At 71.5% G+C, this 16,492-nt stretch carries 15 protein-coding genes; 8 read left to right on the forward strand and 7 right to left on the reverse strand.

Features of this window, described 5'->3' with window-relative positions; genetic code table 11:
- Nucleotides 1–127 precede the first annotated feature (127 nt).
- Nucleotides 128–1,246 carry an ABC transporter substrate-binding protein gene (locus PH203_RS04255; RefSeq protein ID WP_289916256.1) on the forward strand — a complete coding sequence of 373 codons (1,119 nt, stop codon included), beginning with the start codon at nt 128–130 and terminating at the stop codon, nt 1,244–1,246.
- 27 nt (nt 1,247–1,273) lie between these two features.
- On the opposite strand, the gene PH203_RS04260 is transcribed toward PH203_RS04255, so the two are convergent.
- From PH203_RS04260 to PH203_RS04285, 6 genes are all read right to left on the reverse strand, one after another.
- Entirely contained in the window at nt 1,274–2,263 is a 990-nt protein-coding gene (locus tag PH203_RS04260; RefSeq protein ID WP_289916257.1) for a zinc-dependent alcohol dehydrogenase family protein, read from the reverse strand.
- Nucleotides 2,260–3,114 carry a carbohydrate ABC transporter permease gene (locus PH203_RS04265; RefSeq protein WP_289916258.1) on the reverse strand — a complete coding sequence of 285 codons (855 nt, stop codon included), beginning with the start codon at nt 3,112–3,114 and terminating at the stop codon, nt 2,260–2,262. Before PH203_RS04265 ends, PH203_RS04260 begins: the two co-directional genes overlap by 4 nt.
- A complete protein-coding gene (locus PH203_RS04270) occupies nt 3,111–4,049 on the reverse strand; it encodes a sugar ABC transporter permease (RefSeq protein WP_289916261.1) in 939 nt (312 codons plus the stop codon). Before PH203_RS04270 ends, PH203_RS04265 begins: the two co-directional genes overlap by 4 nt.
- Nucleotides 4,046–5,413 carry a sugar ABC transporter substrate-binding protein gene (locus tag PH203_RS04275; protein WP_289916263.1) on the reverse strand — a complete coding sequence of 456 codons (1,368 nt, stop codon included), beginning with the start codon at nt 5,411–5,413 and terminating at the stop codon, nt 4,046–4,048. Before PH203_RS04275 ends, PH203_RS04270 begins: the two co-directional genes overlap by 4 nt.
- A gap of 90 nt (nt 5,414–5,503) precedes the next feature.
- Complete coding sequence (locus PH203_RS04280; RefSeq protein ID WP_289916644.1) at nt 5,504–6,310, reverse strand: DeoR/GlpR family DNA-binding transcription regulator; 807 nt, start codon at nt 6,308–6,310, stop codon at nt 5,504–5,506.
- A 494-nt stretch (nt 6,311–6,804) separates the two neighbouring features.
- On the reverse strand, nt 6,805–7,629 hold the full coding sequence (locus PH203_RS04285) for an NAD(P)-dependent oxidoreductase (protein ID WP_289916265.1): 825 nt from the start codon (nt 7,627–7,629) through the stop codon (nt 6,805–6,807).
- A gap of 142 nt (nt 7,630–7,771) precedes the next feature.
- On the opposite strand from PH203_RS04285, the gene PH203_RS04290 reads away from it, so the two are divergent.
- Both PH203_RS04290 and PH203_RS04295 read left to right on the forward strand, forming a co-directional pair.
- Nucleotides 7,772–8,716: a 5-dehydro-4-deoxyglucarate dehydratase gene (locus tag PH203_RS04290; RefSeq protein WP_289916266.1), complete on the forward strand. Its 945-nt coding sequence runs from the start codon at nt 7,772–7,774 to the stop codon at nt 8,714–8,716.
- Nucleotides 8,713–9,876, forward strand: a complete 1,164-nt coding sequence (locus tag PH203_RS04295) for a hypothetical protein (protein ID WP_289916269.1) — start codon at nt 8,713–8,715, stop codon at nt 9,874–9,876. The genes PH203_RS04290 and PH203_RS04295 overlap by 4 nt, the downstream gene beginning before the upstream one ends.
- Nucleotides 9,877–10,054: 178 nt before the next feature.
- Here the strand turns inward: PH203_RS04295 and PH203_RS04300 are convergent, their stop codons facing one another.
- A complete protein-coding gene (locus PH203_RS04300; RefSeq protein WP_289916270.1) occupies nt 10,055–11,266 on the reverse strand; it encodes an MFS transporter in 1,212 nt (403 codons plus the stop codon).
- Between the two features lie 200 nt (nt 11,267–11,466).
- Here PH203_RS04300 and PH203_RS04305 point away from each other — a divergent pair, with 200 nt between their 5' ends.
- The 5 genes from PH203_RS04305 (at nt 11,467) to araD (ending at nt 16,388) form a co-directional block, all read left to right on the forward strand.
- Nucleotides 11,467–12,048 (forward strand): TIGR03086 family metal-binding protein, encoded by a 582-nt coding sequence (locus PH203_RS04305; protein ID WP_289916273.1) that lies wholly within the window; start codon nt 11,467–11,469, stop codon nt 12,046–12,048.
- A 98-nt stretch (nt 12,049–12,146) separates the two neighbouring features.
- Nucleotides 12,147–12,899 (forward strand): MBL fold metallo-hydrolase, encoded by a 753-nt coding sequence (locus tag PH203_RS04310; RefSeq protein WP_289916275.1) that lies wholly within the window; start codon nt 12,147–12,149, stop codon nt 12,897–12,899.
- A 161-nt stretch (nt 12,900–13,060) separates the two neighbouring features.
- Nucleotides 13,061–13,729, forward strand: a complete 669-nt coding sequence (locus PH203_RS04315) for a GntR family transcriptional regulator (protein WP_289916277.1) — start codon at nt 13,061–13,063, stop codon at nt 13,727–13,729.
- A complete protein-coding gene (locus tag PH203_RS04320) occupies nt 13,726–14,637 on the forward strand; it encodes a dihydrodipicolinate synthase family protein (RefSeq protein WP_289916278.1) in 912 nt (303 codons plus the stop codon). Before PH203_RS04315 ends, PH203_RS04320 begins: the two co-directional genes overlap by 4 nt.
- Complete coding sequence (gene araD / locus PH203_RS04325) at nt 14,634–16,388, forward strand: L-arabinonate dehydratase (RefSeq protein ID WP_289916280.1); 1,755 nt, start codon at nt 14,634–14,636, stop codon at nt 16,386–16,388. The genes PH203_RS04320 and araD overlap by 4 nt, the downstream gene beginning before the upstream one ends.
- The last annotated feature ends 104 nt before the right edge of the window (nt 16,389–16,492 follow it).

The following is a 16,492-nucleotide window of genomic DNA, read 5'->3' on the forward strand; positions in this document are numbered from 1 at the left end:
CACAGGCTCGTTCCGGGCGGGTCCCGGGCTTCTCCCGGGCGAGGGCTCGTGCTTGTCCCGGGCTCGGACTGTTCGGCGAACAGGTATTCGGTTGCCTGTGATGATCGTGCTCGATGCAATGGCGCGCATGAATACGTCCCCGTCCGCGTCACTGTCCCGCTCGCCCTCGCCCTCGCCCTCGCCCGTCCGGATCGGCGCCCTCGTTCCGCTGACCCCGCCCGGCTGGGTCGGGGCGGGCCGGCACCTGCTCGCCGGTCTGGAGCTGGGGGTGCGCGAGGTCAATGACGGCGGTGGGATCGGTGGCCGGCCGCTGGAGCTCGTGGTCCGGGACACCGCGGCCGATCCGCAGCGGGCCGCGGCGGCCGTGGACGAGCTGGCCGGTCTGGGCGTGGCCGCGCTGGCGGGCGAGTACCACAGCGTCGTCGCCCGTGCCGCCGCCGGCCGGGCCGATGCCCTGGGCCTGCCGTACCTGTGCTCGTCGGCGGTGCTCGACGGGCTCACCGGGCAACCGACGGACCGGGTCGCGCGCCTGTCCCCGCCGCAGTCCCGCGGCTGGCGGAGCTACGCGGACTTCCTGCTCGGCGCGGGCCACAGCCGTATCGCCGTGGCGGTCCAGCCGAGCGTCTACTGGGCTGCCGGGACCGCCATCCTGCGGGAGTACGTCGCTGCTCGCGGCGGCACCCTCGTCGAACTGGACATGACCGCGCTCACCCCCGAGAAGGTGTGCGACGCGCTCGTCGACCAGCGGGCGACAGCCCTCCTTCTCCTGGTCGGTCTCCCGGACCCGGCCGTGCCGGTCGTCCGGTCCGTGCGCCGGGACCCACGCCTCGCCGAGGTCCTGATCGGCGCACCGGCCGGGCAGCCCGAACTCGCCGAATGGGCGGAACTGCTGGGAGACGACGGCTGCGGGGTCCCGTTCCTGCGCTACCTGCCCGAACGGTTCACCCCACTCGGCGCCCGAGTCGAGGCCGCCCTCCGCGAACAGCTGGGCGAAGCACCCTCCTTCGTCGCCTTCGAGGGCCACGACACGATCACCGTCCTCGCCGACCTGTTTTGCTCGCACGGCACGGACCGGGCGCGGGTGGCCGAGTCCTGGCCGCGGGTCGCGGTCGACGGCACCCGCGGCCGGATCAGGTTCTCCCGCGTCCCGGGCATCAACGTGTGGCAGTGGGCCTCGGCCCCGGTCCAGGTCGTCGACCGGGACCCGGCGGAACCGGACCGTTTCCGGGTGCTGCACGCCGGTTGAGAAGCGCCGGGCCGGTCCGTCCGGGACCTACGGCACGACGACGATCTTGCGGCCCACCCCCGCCGCGAACTGGTCCAAGGCCTCCGGATACCGCTCCAACGGAATCCGGTCGCTGATGAACACCTCCGGGTCCAGCACCCCGTTCGCGAAGAGTTCGGCCGCCCGCTCGAAGCTGTGGAGCACGGCCATCGACCCGGTGATGGTGATCTCCTGGTTGTAGATGCGGTACGGATCGATCGTCACCCGCGTCGCGTAGTCGGCCACCCCGAACTGGAGGAACGTGCCCGCCTTCGCCACCCGCTCCAACCCGTCCTGGATCGCCGCCGCGTTGCCCGTCGCATCGACGACGACGTCCCAGCCCCGCGGCCGCTCCAGCTCGTCCGCGTTCGCCGCCGAGGCGGAGACCCCCAGCCGGCGGGCCGTCTCCAGACGCGCCGGATTCACATCCACCACGTCCACCGTCGCCGCCCCGGTCCGCTTCGCCAGCTCCAGCATCATCAGGCCCATCGTGCCGGAGCCGTAGATCAGGACGTGGGCGCCGAGACGGGACCGCAGGACGTCGTACCCGCGCACCGCGCACGACAACGGTTCCACCAGCGCCGCGTCCTGGGTGCGGACGTGCTCGGGGAGCCGTACGCAGTTCGCGACCGGCGCCACCGCGTACTGCGCCGCGCCTCCCGCCGTGGTCACGCCGATCGCGGCCCAGCGTTCGCAGAGGTTGTTGTGGCCGGTACGGCAGTAGCGGCACTCGTAGCAGTACAGCGACGGGTCGACGGCCACCCGGTCGCCCACCGACAGCTCCGTCACCTGGGCGCCGACGCCGACCACCTCACCCGCGAACTCGTGCCCGGGCACGATCGGCAGCTTGGGGGCGAACTCGCCCTGGAGGATGTGCAGATCGGTTCCGCACAGCCCGCACGCGGCGACCTCCACGACGACCTCGCGCGGCCCTGGCGTCGGGTCCGGGACCTCGGCCACGACGGCACGGCCCACGGACTCGATGACGGCGGCCTTCATTTCACGGCTCCCAACGACAGGCCCTGGACCAGCTTGTCCTGGGCGGCAAACCCCGCGGCGAGCACCGGCAGGGAGATGACGAGCGACGCGGCGCACACCTTGGCCAGGAACAGGCCCTGGCTGGTGATGAAGCCGGTCAGGAAGACGGGGGCGGTCTCGGCCACGACCCCGGTCAGTACGCGGGCGAACAGCAGCTCGTTCCAGCTGAAGATGAAGCAGATCAGGGCGGTCGCGGCGATGCCGGGGAGGGCGATCGGGGCGACCACGCGGGCCAGGACCGTCGGGAGGCGGGCGCCGTCCACCCGTGCCGCCTCGATGATCGCCACCGGCACCTCGGCCAGGAACGACTGCATCATCCAGACCGCGATCGGCAGGTTCATCGACGTGTAGAGGATGACCAGCAGCCAGATGTTGTCGAGCAGGTCCGTGTTCTTCGCGAACAGATAGATCGGCAGCAGACCCGCCACCACCGGGAGCATCTTCGTCGACAGGAAGAAGAACAGCACGTCCGTCCACTTGCGCACCCGGTTGACCGACAGGGCGTACGCCGCCGGCAGGGCCAGCAGCAGGACGAACAGCGTCGACGCGACCGACGCCACCGTCGAGTTGATCAGCGACGGCCAGGGGCTCGCCCCGCCGCCCGTGCCGAAGAACTCGCGGTAGCCGTCCAGGGTGAGGGCGGCCCCGAAGGAGGGCGGGTTGGTCGCCGCGTCCGCCTCCGAGTGGAAGGACGTCAGGGCCATCCAGGCGATGGGGAGGAAGAACGCCACCCCCAGCAGCCAGGCCAGCAGACCCAGGCCGGCACCCTTGCGGCGGACGGCCGCAGCACTCACCGCGTGCGGAGCACTCATGCCCTGCTCGCCTCCTCTCGGAACAGGGACGACACCACGCGCAGCGCGAAGGTCGCGATGATGATCGAGCCGATGACCACCAGGACGCCGGCGGCCGAGGCGAGGCCGTTCTCGTGGGCCTGGTAGAAGCTCTGGTAGACGGTGTAGGGCAGATTCGCCGTGCCCAGGCCGCCCGAGGTGATGGTGAAGACCGCGTCGAAGTTCTGGACGATGTAGATCGAGCCCAGCAGGGCGCCGAGTTCCAGGTAGCGGCGCAGATGCGGGAGCGTCAGATGGCGGAAGATCTGCCAGTCGCTCGCGCCGTCCACCCGTGCCGCCTCGATCTGCTGGGGGTCGCGGCTCTGCAGACCCGCCAGCAGGATCAGCATCATGAACGGGGTCCACTGCCAGACCAGAGAGGCCTCCACCGCGAGCAGCGGGGTGTTGGAGATCCAGTCGGGCTGTGGGCCGCCCACATAGTGCAACAACCCATTGAGCAAGCCGTATTCAGGGTTGTAGAGCACATGCTTCCAGAGCAGGGCCGCCGCCACCGGGACCACGAGGAAGGGCGCGATCAACAGGGTGCGCACCACTCCCCGGCCCTTGAACCGGCGGTCCAGCAACAGCGCCAGGACCAGGCCGAGCACCAGGCTCACCAGGACCACCGCCGCCGTCAGCAGGACCGTCGTCCACACCGAGTGGCGCAGGTCCGCGTCCGTGAGGACCTGGCGGTAGTTGTCGATGCCCGTGAAGCGGCGGGCGTCGGGGTAGAGGGAGTTCCAGTCGAAGAACGAGATCACCAGCGTGGCCACGAACGGGAGCTGGGTGACCACGATCATGAAGACCAGGGCGGGCAGGAGCGGGGCGCGGGTGGCCCAGTTGCGCAGGCGGGCCGACGGTGGGCGGGCGGTGCGTACCGGAGTCGCGGCCACGGGGGCCGTCGTTGTCGCTGTCATCGTCCCTCGTACTCCTCGGCGATCTTCTCGGCGAGCCGCTGGGACTTGCTCAGCGCCGACTCGACGGACTGGCGTCCGGCGATGGCCGCGCTGATCTCCTGGGAGACCTTGGTGCCGAGATCGGTGAACTCGGGGATGCCCACGAACTGGATGCCGGGCGCGGGGCGCGGCTGCACCCCCGGATCGTTCGGCTGCGCGCCCTCGATGGCCTCCTTGGTCATCTCCTGGAAGGCGGCGGCCTCTTTGACGTACGCCGGATTCGTGTACGTCGACGCGCGCTTGCCGGCCGGGACGTTGGACCAGCCGATCTCGTCGCCGACCAGCTGCTCGTACTGCTTGCTGGAGGCCCAGGAGACGAACTTCCAGGCCTTGTCGGGGTTGCGGGAGGCGTCCTGGATGCCCCAGGCCCAGGTGTAGAGCCAGCCGGAGGACCTGGTCTCCTCGACGGGGGCGGGGGCGTAGCCGACCTTGCCCTTGACGGGGGAGCCGGCGGCCTCCAGGGAACCCGCCGCGCTCGTGGCGTCGTACCACATGGCGACCTTGCCCTGGGTCATGTTGTTCAGGCACTCGGCGAAGCCGGACTGGGGTGCTCCGGACTCACCGTGCTCGCGGACCAGGTCGACATAGAACTTCGTCGCCTTCTCCCACTCGGGGGAGTCGAGCCTCGCCTTCCAGCTCTTGTCGAACCACGTGCCGCCGAAGGTGTTCACGACGGTCGTGAGCGGCGCCATGACCTCGCCCCAGCCCGGCAGTCCACGCAGACAGATGCCCTTCATGCCGGGTTCGGCGCCGTCCGCCTTCGCGGCCAGGTCGGCGACCTGGGTCCAGGTGGGATGCGCGGGCATGGTGAGGCCCTTCGCCTCGAACACGTCCTTGCGGTACATCAGGAAGGACGACTCGCCGTAGAAGGGCTGGCCGTAGAGCTTGCCGTCGTCGCCGGTCAGGGACTGGCGCATCGGCTTCAGGATGTCCTGTTCGTCGTACGCCGGGTCCTTGGCGACGTAGGAGTCCATCTCGTGCAGCCAGCCGTTGCGGGCGTAGATCGGGATCTCGTAGTTCGACAGGGTCGCCACGTCGTACTGGCCCGCCTGGTTGGCGAAGTCCTGGCTGATCTTGTCGCGGACGTCGTTCTCGGGCAGGACGGTGAAGTTGACCTTGATGCCGGTCTCTTCGGTGAAGCGGGGGGCGAGTTTCTGCAACTCGGTCATCTGGGGGTTGTTGACCATGAGGACGTTGATGGCGTTGCCGCCGGAACCTGACCCGCCCGCCCCGGCCCAGCAGCCGGAGAGAAGCGGGGCGAGCAGCGTCCCAGCGGTGGCCATGGCGAGTGTGACTCGTGGCCTCCGTCGGCTCGGGATGCGCATGGATCGCTCCTGGACGTATGGGGAGACAGGGGGCACATCCAGGCATGGGTGTGCCCCAGGGGGAGGAGTTCGTTCTTCGGACGCGGGTGATCAGACGCGGATGACCTGTGGCCCCAGCAGTGAGTACCGGTGTGCCTCCGCCGACGGCAGCAGCGTGCTCGTGACGATCGTCTCCAGTACGCCGATCTCCGCGAACCGGCAGAAGCTGACCGCCCCGAACTTGGTGTGGACGCCCGCGAACACCGTGCGGCGCGCGGCCCGGATCGCCTGCGCCTTGACCTCGCTGACCGCCGGGTCGGGGGTGGTGAGACCGTGTTCGCGGGAGATGCCGTTGGCACCGATGTAGGCGAGGTCGATGACGAAGCCGGCCAGCATCTTCGTCGTCCAGTGGTCGACGGTGGCGAGGGTGCCGGAGCGCACCCGGCCGCCGAGCAGCAGGACCGAGACACCCTCCGCCTCGGCGAGCGCGCCCGCGACCGGGAGGGACGCGGTGACCACCGTCAGGGGACGGCCCCGGGGGAGTGCCTCGGCGATGAGCTGCGGGGTGAAGCCCTCGTCGACGAAGACCGTCTCGGCGTCCCCGAGCAGCTCGGCCGCGGCGGCCGCGATCCGGCGCTTCTCGGGGACATGGCTGGTGGCCCGGAAGGCGAGCGTCGTCTCGAAGCCGGCGCTCTCCACCGGATAGGCCCCGCCATGGGTGCGGCGGACCAGACCGTGGTCCTCCAGGGCGCGCAGATCCCGCCGTACGGTCTCCTTGGCTACGCCCAGTTCGGCGGCGAGCGCGGTGACGTCGACCGAACCGGTGGTGCGTGCGGCCCGCACGATCTCGCGTTGACGCTCTTCCGCGGTCCTGGCGGGCCCAGTGGGCCTGTCGGCCCTCGCGGGGTTCGCCGTCATCGCCGTCACCTGCTTCCCTGCGGTGGTGCCCGTTCGGGCCGGGGTGCGGCCCATGCAGGAAGTTCTACAACCGGTGCGCGGCGCTGACCAGGCTTGTTGCAGACCCGATGCTGCCCGTATGGGCCCGGTTGCCGAGCGGAGTGCCCGCCTCGGACCTGCGGGGCTGTCCGGAACCGCGTGAGATCGGGCAGCACGGATGCCCGAACCAGCGCCCCGAACGGCCCGTTCCCTGCCCGTCTGCGATCAACTCGCCGACCGTGGCCACCGTCGCGGGCGGGGCGCTGGACATGCCCACCCCGGCCGACCTCGGCCCCGGCGTCGTCCCCCGCGGCGATACCCGGTCGGCGGCATCCCCTTCGGGCGCGCGGACTGGCGTACGCGCTTCGGGTCGGAGCGGCCGCGGCTGAAGGCGGCCAAACGCACCTGCGACCCGAGGGGGATCCTGGTCGCGGGGCAGGGCGTCTTCCAGCCGGAGCTGCTGCCCGGCCGGGCTTCTAGTGCGGCCAGATCGGCGGGTCGCTCACGAAGTGTCCGCCCAGATAGGCGTGCGCGATGTTCTCCGGGTCCAGTTCGCCCTGCTCGGCGATCAGCTTCTCGGCGTACGGCTCGGAGTCGTCCTGGGGCTCGTAGCCGAGCGCCCGCGCGGTGCCGAGGTCCCACCACAGCCGGGTGTTGGCGGAGGAGCCGTAGACGACGGTGTGCTCGACGTCCTCGGCGGTCAGGGCCGCGTGGAAGAGCCGGGCGCCGTCGGCCGGGCTCATCCAGACCGAGAGCATGCGGACGCTGGTGGGCTCGGCGAAGCAGGAGCCGATGCGCACCGACACGGTCTCCAGGCCGTGCTTGTCCCAGTAGAGCTGGGCGAGGTCCTCGCCGAAGGACTTCGACAGGCCGTAGAAGGTGTCCGGGCGGCGCGGGGTGTCGATGGGGATCAGGGCGCTCGAATCAAGAGGTGTGTCGCCCTGCGGGCGGGGGGTGAAGCCCACCGCGTGGTTGGAGGAGGCGAAGACGATCCTCGGGACGCCCTCCTCGCGGGCGGCCTCGTACAGGTTGTAGGTGCCCTCGATGTTCGCCTTGAGGATCTTGTCGAAGGACGCTTCCAGGGAGATGCCCGCGAGATGGATGATCGCGTCGACGCCCCGGACGGCCTCGCGCAGGGCTTCCCTGTCGGCGAGGTCCGCGACGATCGCGTCCGGCTCGCCCTCGATGGGCAGCCGGTCGAGCAGGCGCAGCTCGTAGCCGTACCGGGGGAGCAGGTCCCGCATCAGGGTGCCCAGTCCGCCGGCGGCGCCGGTGAGCAGAACGGTGCGGGGCGCTGGCATCGGCGGGTCTCCTCTGCAGGGCATTCACATTCGTGGACAAGTTAAGGATCATTGGCTTCTGGCGTCAAGGGTGGCGGAGCTGTGGTTCATAAACATAAACTTCGATCAGAAGTCTGCACATCCAGCTGCTTAGGGAGAGCCCGTGACGACTGCCGACCTCGCCACCCGACTCGGCATCCCCAGCGGCCCGCTGTTCTTCCCCGTCACCGCCTACGGCTCCGACGGCCCGGTCGACCTCGACGTCTACCGCGCGCATGTGCGTCACGGGGTGGAGTCCGGTGCCGCCGCCGTCTTCGCCTGCTGCGGCACCGGCGAGTTCCACGCGCTCACCCCCGAGGAGTTCGAGGCGTGTGTGCGGGCCGCGGTCGAGGAGACGGCGGGACGGGTACCGGTCGTGGCGGGCGCCGGGTACGGCACCGCGCTCGCCGTGCGGTACGCGCGGCTGGCGGAGGCGGCCGGGGCGGACGGGCTGCTCGCGCTGCCGCCGTATCTCGTGATCGCCGGCCAGGAGGGGCTGCTGCGGCACTACCGGGAGATCGCGGCGGCGACCGCGCTGCCCGTGATCGTCTACCAGCGCGACAACGCCGTGTTCACCCCCCAGACCGTGGTCGGACTGGCCCGCACGGAAGGGATCATCGGGCTCAAGGACGGGCTCGGCGACCTGGACCTGATGCAGCGGATCGTGAGCGCGGTGCGCACCGAAGTCCCGGGCGGCTTCCTCTACTTCAACGGCCTGCCGACCGCCGAGCAGACCCAGCTCGCCTACCGCGCGGTCGGCGTCCCGCTCTACTCCTCCGCGGTGTTCTGCTTCGCGCCGGAGATCGCGCTCGCCTTCCACGGGGCACTGGAGTCAGGGGACCAGGAGACGGCGAACCGTCTCCTGGACGGCTTCTACCGGCCGTTCGTCGAACTGCGCGCCCAGGGGCGCGGTTACGCCGTCGCCCTGGTGAAGGCGGGCGTACGGCTGCGCGGACTGGACGTGGGGGAGGTCCGGCCTCCGCTGCACGAGCCGGCCGAGGACCATGTGAAGCGGCTCGCCCGGATCATCGAACGTGGTTACGCACTGCTGGAGGAGGACACCGAGTGAAGGCGTCGACGTTCGTCTACCCCTGGGACGTCAACGGGGACCCGGAGGCCGCGCCGCGCATCGCCTCCCTCGGCGTGCGGCAGGTGACGCTCGCCGCCGCCTACCACTCCACGCGCGCGTTGACGCCCCGGCACCCCCGCCACCGCATCGTCACGGCCGAGCACGCGTCCGTGCTGTACCCGGCGGACGACCGCTGGGAGGGCCGGGAGCTGCGCCCGTACGCGGCCGGCGACTGGGCTCCCGGCGACGCGTTCGGCGAGGCGGCCGCCGCGCTGACCGAGGCCGGCCTGGAGGTGCACACCTGGGTCGTCCTCGCCCACAACTCCCGCCTGGGCACCGAACATCCGGACACCTCGGTCGTCAACGCCTACGGCGACCGCTACCCCTGGGCCCCCTGTATCGCCCAGCCCGCCACGCGCGCGTACCTCGTCGACCTGGCCGCGGAGGCGGCGGTGCGCCCGGGCGCCCGCGGCACCGAGCTGGAGTCCCTCGGCTGGTACGGCCTCCAGCACCTGCACGCCCACGACAAGACCGGCGGAGTCGGCCTCGGCGACGCCGGGATGTACCTGATGGCGCTCTGCTTCTGCGCGGTCTGCCAGGAGGGGTACGGCGCCCAGGGCCTGGACGCCGACGAACTGGCCGCCGCCGTGCGCGACGCCCTGGAGCCGCTGTGGCGGGGGGAGCCGGACGACGAGGGCTGGGCCGGCGTGGAGAAACTGCTCGGCGAGACCCGGGCCGCGGACACGCGCGCGTGGCGGGACGAGACCGCCCGTACGCTCCAGGAGGCGGCGGTCGGCGCGGTGCGCGCGGCGGCCCCCGAGGGTTTCCAGGTCCTGCTGCACGCCGACCCGGTGACGTATCACGTCGGTGCCAACGCGGGAGTCGACCCCGCGCACATCCTGTCCGTGGCCGATGGCGTCGTCGTGCCGTGCGCGGGCGGACCGGGGCTGTTGACGCCGTTCGCCGAGCAGAGACGGAAGGGGGCGGTGCTCGCCGCCAACTTCGGGGTGGTGTCGGGGATGGGCGGCAGCCCGGGCACGCTCGCGGCGGACGCGGCACACGCGCGTGAGCTGGGGGCGACGGAACTGCGGCTGTATCACGCGGGGCTGGCCTCGGACGGGGATCTGGCGGCGGTGCGGGCGGGGCTGGCCCGGCTGTGACCGGCCCGGGTGTGCGCTCTCCGGCCGCCGGACCGGCCGCGTCGTCAGTGGCCCTGGGTACGGTGCGGTGCTCGGAGGCCGGTCGGAGATCGTGAGGGGCTCGCGGCCAAGGGGGGTGGGTCGCACAGGCCCCGGCCGCGGCTCGGGTCTGGAGGTATCTTGCCCGAACCCCGCCCCCTCAACTCCCCGCCTCCGCACGCGAGTTGCCGGCCGAGCACCTGAGCAGCCCGCCCGCCGTCACCGACAGGCCCACGCCCAGCAGCGGCAACACCAGCCGGTGATCGACCAGTTCGACCACCCCCGCCCCCACCGCCAGCCCGATCACGTTCGGGGCGAACATCAGGCTCTGGGCCGTGGCGGTGACCCGGCCCAGCAGCGGCCCCGGAGCCTCACGCTGCACAGCGGTCGTCGCGGCGATCAGCACCGGCGGCAGCCCCGCGCCGATCGCCGCGCTGCACACGAGGGCCACCGCGTCGGACGGCACCGCCCGCAGCGCCACCCCGACGGCCAGCAGGGCGATCCCGGACACCGCGTACCCCGTCGCGCCGAGCCGGCGCAGGGCGGTTCCGGCGAGCAGCCCCGCCGCGACGGAACCGGCGCCCTGGACGGCGTACAGCATGCCCGCGTACGCGGGGGAGCGGCCGAGGTTCTCGACCACGGCGTAGACCAGCGCGCCGTTGAGGCCCGCGAGGAGCATGGTCGTGCCGCCGGCCACCACCAAGGGGCGCAGTGGGGGGTGTTTCCACAGGAAGCGCGTGCCCTCGGTGGTCTGCGCACGCCACGCGCGCGTGGCCGTCGGTCGCCCGGGCGGTTCCTCGCGTACCCGCACGCACGCGTACAGGCCTGCCGCGCACACGAAGGTGGCCGCGTCCAGCAGGGCCACGCCCGGACCGCCGTACGCCGCGTACAGCCCCGCGCCCGCGAGCGGTGCGACGAGCTTCATGCCCTCCGTGGCCGTCATGCGCAGACCGTTGAAGTCGCCGAGGAGGGACGGGGCGACGGCGCCCGCCACCAGGGCGGACTCGGCCGCGTCATGGACGATGCCCGCGGCGCCGTACACGAACAGGACGGCGTAGAGGAGCCAGAGGCCGGCGGTAGAGCCGACGGTGAACAGGGTCGGCAGGAGGGCGGCCAGGAGCAGGCTCGCTCCGATCAGCAGTGGCTTGCGGCGACGGGGGAGGTCGGCGAGGGTGCCCAGCAGCGGGCCCGCCAGGGTCGGTGCCCACATCGCGAGCATGCACAGCGCGGCGAGGCCGTCCGAGCCGGTGAGGTCCTTGACCCAGACGCCCGAGGCCAGCCACAGCGCGGACGTGCCGAAGCCGGAGACGACGGTGGCGGTGAGCCAGAGCCCGGCGTCGCGGTCGTGCAGGACGGTCAGAAGAGATGCCATGTCCGGTGATCGTGGGGCTAAGGAGGGGGCGCCGGGATCGGGCAGGTGCCCTAGAAAAGGCGAGGAGGGGCGAGGAGAAGTGAGGTGAGGCGAGAGGTTCCGCAGCGGGCGATGAGTTTCCGGAGCCCCGTCGGTCCACCCTCCGAGGGGCATCCCGCATCCGGTGCCCCGCGCCTCGCCCCCGTCCCGGAGGAACACGTATGACTCTCGACCTCGGTCCCCAGACCCGCATCCTGGCCCGCCTCGCCGAGGCCGTCGGGGACGGGCAGCTGGCGGACCCGACGCCCTGTCCGGACCTCGCCGTCCGCAATCTGCTGGGGCATCTGCTGGGGCTGACCATCGCCTTCCGCGACGCCGCCCGCAAGGACTTCGGCCCCACTACGAACACGGGCCCCGGGGCCACCGTGCCGGACATCGCCCCCGGCTGGCGCGAGGAGCTGCCCAAGGTCCTCGACGAACTCGCCGAGGCCTGGCGCGACCCGTCCGCCTGGACCGGTATGACCCGCGCGGGCGGGGTCGACCTGCCCGGCGAGGTCGCGGGTGCCGTCGCCATCGACGAACTGGTCGTCCACGGCTGGGACCTGGCCCGCGCCACCGGCCTCCCGTACAAACCGGACCCCGCCGCGCTCCAGGTGTGCCACGACTTCCTCCTCGCGGCCGCCGAGGACGACGACCGGGGCGACGGCATCTTCGGCCCGGTGGTGCCGGTGCCGGACGACGCCCCGCTGCTGGACCGGGCGGTCGGGCTGAGCGGGCGGGACCCGGAGTGGCGGCGGTCGTGATCCTTTGACGGCAGCCCCCGGAGGCCCCAGGCGGCCTTGATCAGAGGGGCGGCCTTAATCGGAGGCGTCCATGCGGAGCGGCGGCCTACCCTCCCCGCATGTCACTCACCCTCACCGTCCTCGGCACCGCCTCCCCGCACCCCGGCCCGGACACGCCGAGCTCCGGCTATCTGGTGCGCGGCGGAGGCGCCGAGGTGTGGGTGGACGCCGGGTTCGGGACCTTCGCGGAGTTGCGGCGGCACACGGATCCGGCGGGGCTGAGCGCGATCTGGATCAGCCACCTCCACGCGGACCACAATGCCGACCTGCTCGCCGCCGTGTACGGCCTGGCGTACGGCGGGCTCACGCCACCCGCCCCCGTCCCCGTCTACGCGCCCGCCGATTGCGCTCAGCGCCTCGCCGGGTTCTTCGGACGGCCCGACGCCGGGTTCCTGAGCGGGATCCTCGATTTCCGGACCTTGTACGACGGTCATGTCGCCCGGCACGGCGAACTCACCCTCACCGCCCGCTCCGTCGTGCACGACGTGGAAGCCTACGGGCTGCGTGCCGAGAGCGGTGGGCGTACTCTCGCGTACTCCGGGGACAGCGGACCCTGCCCCGCCCTCACCGAACTCGCCCGCGACGCCGACCTGTTCCTCTGTGAGGCCGACATCGACGCCCATCGCGATGGCGAACAGGTACACCTCACCCCCGAGGACGCCGGGGAAACGGCCCGGACCGCACGGGCCGGGCGCCTGCTCGTCACCCACGTCGGCCCCACCCTGACCCCCGAGAACGCCACCGTCCGCGCCGCCTCGACGTTCGGCGGACACACGGTCACCGCACACGTGGGAGACGTCCACGCCGTCTGAACTTCCTTTGCCGGAAGCATTGACGAAGCACAGACCCCCTCCTACCTTCAACGCGTCGTACCTCATACGTCATATATGAGACGCGATACGTGAGATCACATACGTGAGATCCCATCCGCGAGATGCGCGAAAGCCGTCCCGCGAAGATCCGAGAGGCGCGCATGACCTCTGTGCCCACGCCGATCCCCTCCCGCACGCAATATGTGCAAGACGAGATCAAACGCCGCATCCTCACCGGCCGGTTGACGCCGGGGCAGGCTCTGGTCGAGACCGAGCTCGCCGCACAGTTCGGGGTGTCCAAGACCCCGGTGCGCGAGGCGCTCAAGACCCTGGCCGGCACCGGGCTCGTCGTGATGAGCCAGTACAAGGGCGTCACGGTGCGCATGGTGGACGCGGACATGGCGCGCGAGGTCTACGACGTCCGGCTGCTCCTCGAACCCGAGGCGCTGAGGCGGTCGGTGAAGCGCGGTGCCTCCCTCGACGCGGCGCGGGACGCGCTGACCCGGTCCGACGCGGCGACCGACACCGCCGAACGCTCCCTGGCGAACCGGGAGTTCCACCGCGCCCTGTATCTGCCGTGCGGCAACCCGCTGCTCGGCCGGATGCTCGACGAGGTCCGCGACCAGGCCGCCCTGGTCTCCGCGGTCGCCTGGGCGGCCTCGCCCTCCTGGGAGCGGGAGGCCGGTGAGCACCGGGAGATCCTGCGGCTCGCCCTGGCCGGTGACGCCGACGGCGCGGCCCGCGCCCTCCACGCGCACATCGCGTCGTTCGTGCAGCGGGCCTACCCGGGGGTCCTCGAAGAGCTGCGGGCAGAGGAAGGCCAGGAATGAGCGGCGTGACGTTCGAGACCCAGCGGGCGGCCCTGGCCGACGTGGTGGCGATCCCGGTGACCCCGTTCGCCGAGGACGGCTCCGTCGACCAGGACGCCCACCGGGCCTTGCTGCGCCGGCTGCTCGACGGAGGGATCAGCACCCTCACCCCCAACGGCAACACCGGCGAGTTCTACGCCCTGGCCCCTCAGGAGCGGCAGCTCGTCAACGAGTTGACCGTCGACGAGGCCGGCGACCGGGCCGTGATCCTCGTCGGTGTCGGCCACGATGTCCCCACCGCGGTCGCCTCCGCCCGGCACGCCCGTGAACTGGGCGCGGCGATGGTGATGGTCCACCAGCCCGTCCACCCGTATGTCTCCCAGGGCGGCTGGGTCGACTACCACCGCGCCATCGCCGAGGCCGTGCCCGAGCTGGGTGTCGTCCCCTACATCCGCAACGCGCAGCTCAGCGGCGCCCGCCTCACCGAACTCGCCGACGCCTGCCCGAACGTCATCGGCGTGAAGTACGCCGTCCCGGACGCGGCGAGATTCGCGGCCTTCGCCCGGGACGCGGGGCTGGAGCGCTTCGTGTGGGTCGCCGGACTCGCCGAGCCCTACGCCCCCTCCTACTTCTCCGCGGGCGCCACCGGCTTCACCTCCGGGCTCGTGAACGTCGCCCCGTCCGTCTCGCTGAACATGATCGAAGCGCTTCGATCCGGCGACTACCCGACCGCCATGAAGGTCTGGGAGCAGATCCGCCGCTTCGAGGAGCTCCGCGCCGCCAACGGCTCCGCCGACAACGTCACCGTCGTCAAGGAGGCCCTCGCCTCCCTCGGCCTGTGCCGACGCGACGTCCGCCCGCCGAGCCGGCCGCTGCCCGAGGACGAGCGGGCCGAGGTCGCCGCGATAGCCGCCGGGTGGTCGATATGAGCGGAGGCAAGCGCTTCAAAGATCGCAGGAGAAGGAGCCCCGAGGAACTCAGAAGTCACCAGTGGTACGGCACCGAGGGCCAGCTGCGCACCTGGTCCCACAACGCCCGGATGCGCCAGCTCGGTTACGAGGCCGAGGAGTACCGGGGCCGCCCGGTGATCGCCGTCCTCAACACCTGGTCCGACATCAACCCCTGCCACGTCCATCTGCGCGAGCGGGCCGAGGCGGTCAAGCGGGGGGTGTGGCAGGCCGGGGGCTTCCCGCTCGAATTCCCGGTCTCCACCCTCTCGGAGACCTACCAGAAGCCGACCCCGATGCTCTACCGCAACCTCCTCGCCATGGAGACGGAGGAGCTGCTGCGGTCGTACCCGATCGACGCGGCCGTGCTGCTGGGCGGCTGCGACAAGTCGACGCCCGCGCTGCTCATGGGCGCCACCTCCGCCGACGTACCGTCCGTCTTCGTTCCCGCGGGGCCGATGCTGCCCGGGCACTGGCGCGGCGAGACCCTCGGGTCCGGCACCGACATGTGGAAGTACTGGGACGAACACCGCGCGGGCAACCTCACCGACTGCGAACTGAGGGAACTGCAGGGCGGGTTGGCGAGGTCTCCCGGTCACTGCATGACCATGGGCACCGCGTCCACGATGACCGCCGCCGCGGAAGCCCTCGGTATGACCCTGCCGGGCGCCTCCTCGATCCCGGCCGTCGACTCCGGGCACGAGCGGATGGCCGCCGCCTCCGGACGCCGGGCCGTGGAGCTCGCCTGGACCGCGCTCAAGCCGTCGGAGATCCTCAGCGGCGAGGCCTTCGAGGACGCCGTCACCACGGTCCTCGGGCTCGGCGGCTCCACCAACGCCGTGATCCACATCATCGCGATGGCGGGCCGCGCCGGGATCAAGCTGACCCTCGACGACTTCGACCGCATCGCCCGGACCGTCCCGGTGCTGGCGAACGTACGGCCCGGCGGACAGACGTACCTCATGGAGGACTTCCACTTCGCCGGCGGCCTGCCCGCGTTCCTCTCCCGGATCACCGACCTGCTCCACCTGGACCGGCCGACGGTCAACGGCACGCTGGGGGAGCAGCTGGCGGGCGCCGTCGTGCACGACGACGACGTCATCCGCACCCGCGAGAACCCGGTCGCGAGCGAGGGCGGGGTCGCCGTACTGCGCGGCAACCTCTGCCCGGACGGCGCGGTCATCAAGCACATCTCCGCCGAGCCGCACCTGCTCGAGCACACCGGTCCCGCGGTCGTCTTCGACGACTACAGGACCATGCAACGCACCATCGACGAACCGGAGTTGAACATCACCGCCGAGAGTGTGCTGGTGCTGCGCAACTCCGGTCCCAAGGGCGGGCCCGGCATGCCCGAGTACGGCATGCTGCCCATCCCCGACCACCTGCTCAAGCAGGGTGTGCGGGACATGGTCCGGATCTCCGACGCCCGGATGAGCGGCACGAGTTACGGCACCTGCGTGCTGCACGTCGCGCCCGAGTCGTACGTCGGCGGGCCGCTCGCCCTCGTCCGCAGCGGCGACCTGATCACGCTGGACGTCGAGGCCCGTTCCCTCCATCTCCATGTGGACGACGCGGAGTTGGAGCGCCGCAGGGCGCGGTGGACGCCGCCGCCCACCCGTCACGAGCGGGGCTACGGCGCGCTCTACAACGAGCAGATCACGCAGGCCGACACCGGCTGCGACTTCGAGTTCCTCGCCCGCAAGGGCAACGTGCAGGACCCCTACGCGAGTTGAACCGCGGCCGCCGTACGGCCCGGCACCTCTCTGCACAAGGAGAAAGCGCTTCCCGCGCGACGAAGTACGACAAAAGAGCGACAGAGGCACGACGAAAGCACGGC

Origin of the sequence: Streptomyces sp. S.PB5 (assembly GCF_030403745.1) — a bacterium.
GTDB lineage: Bacteria > Actinomycetota > Actinomycetes > Streptomycetales > Streptomycetaceae > Streptomyces.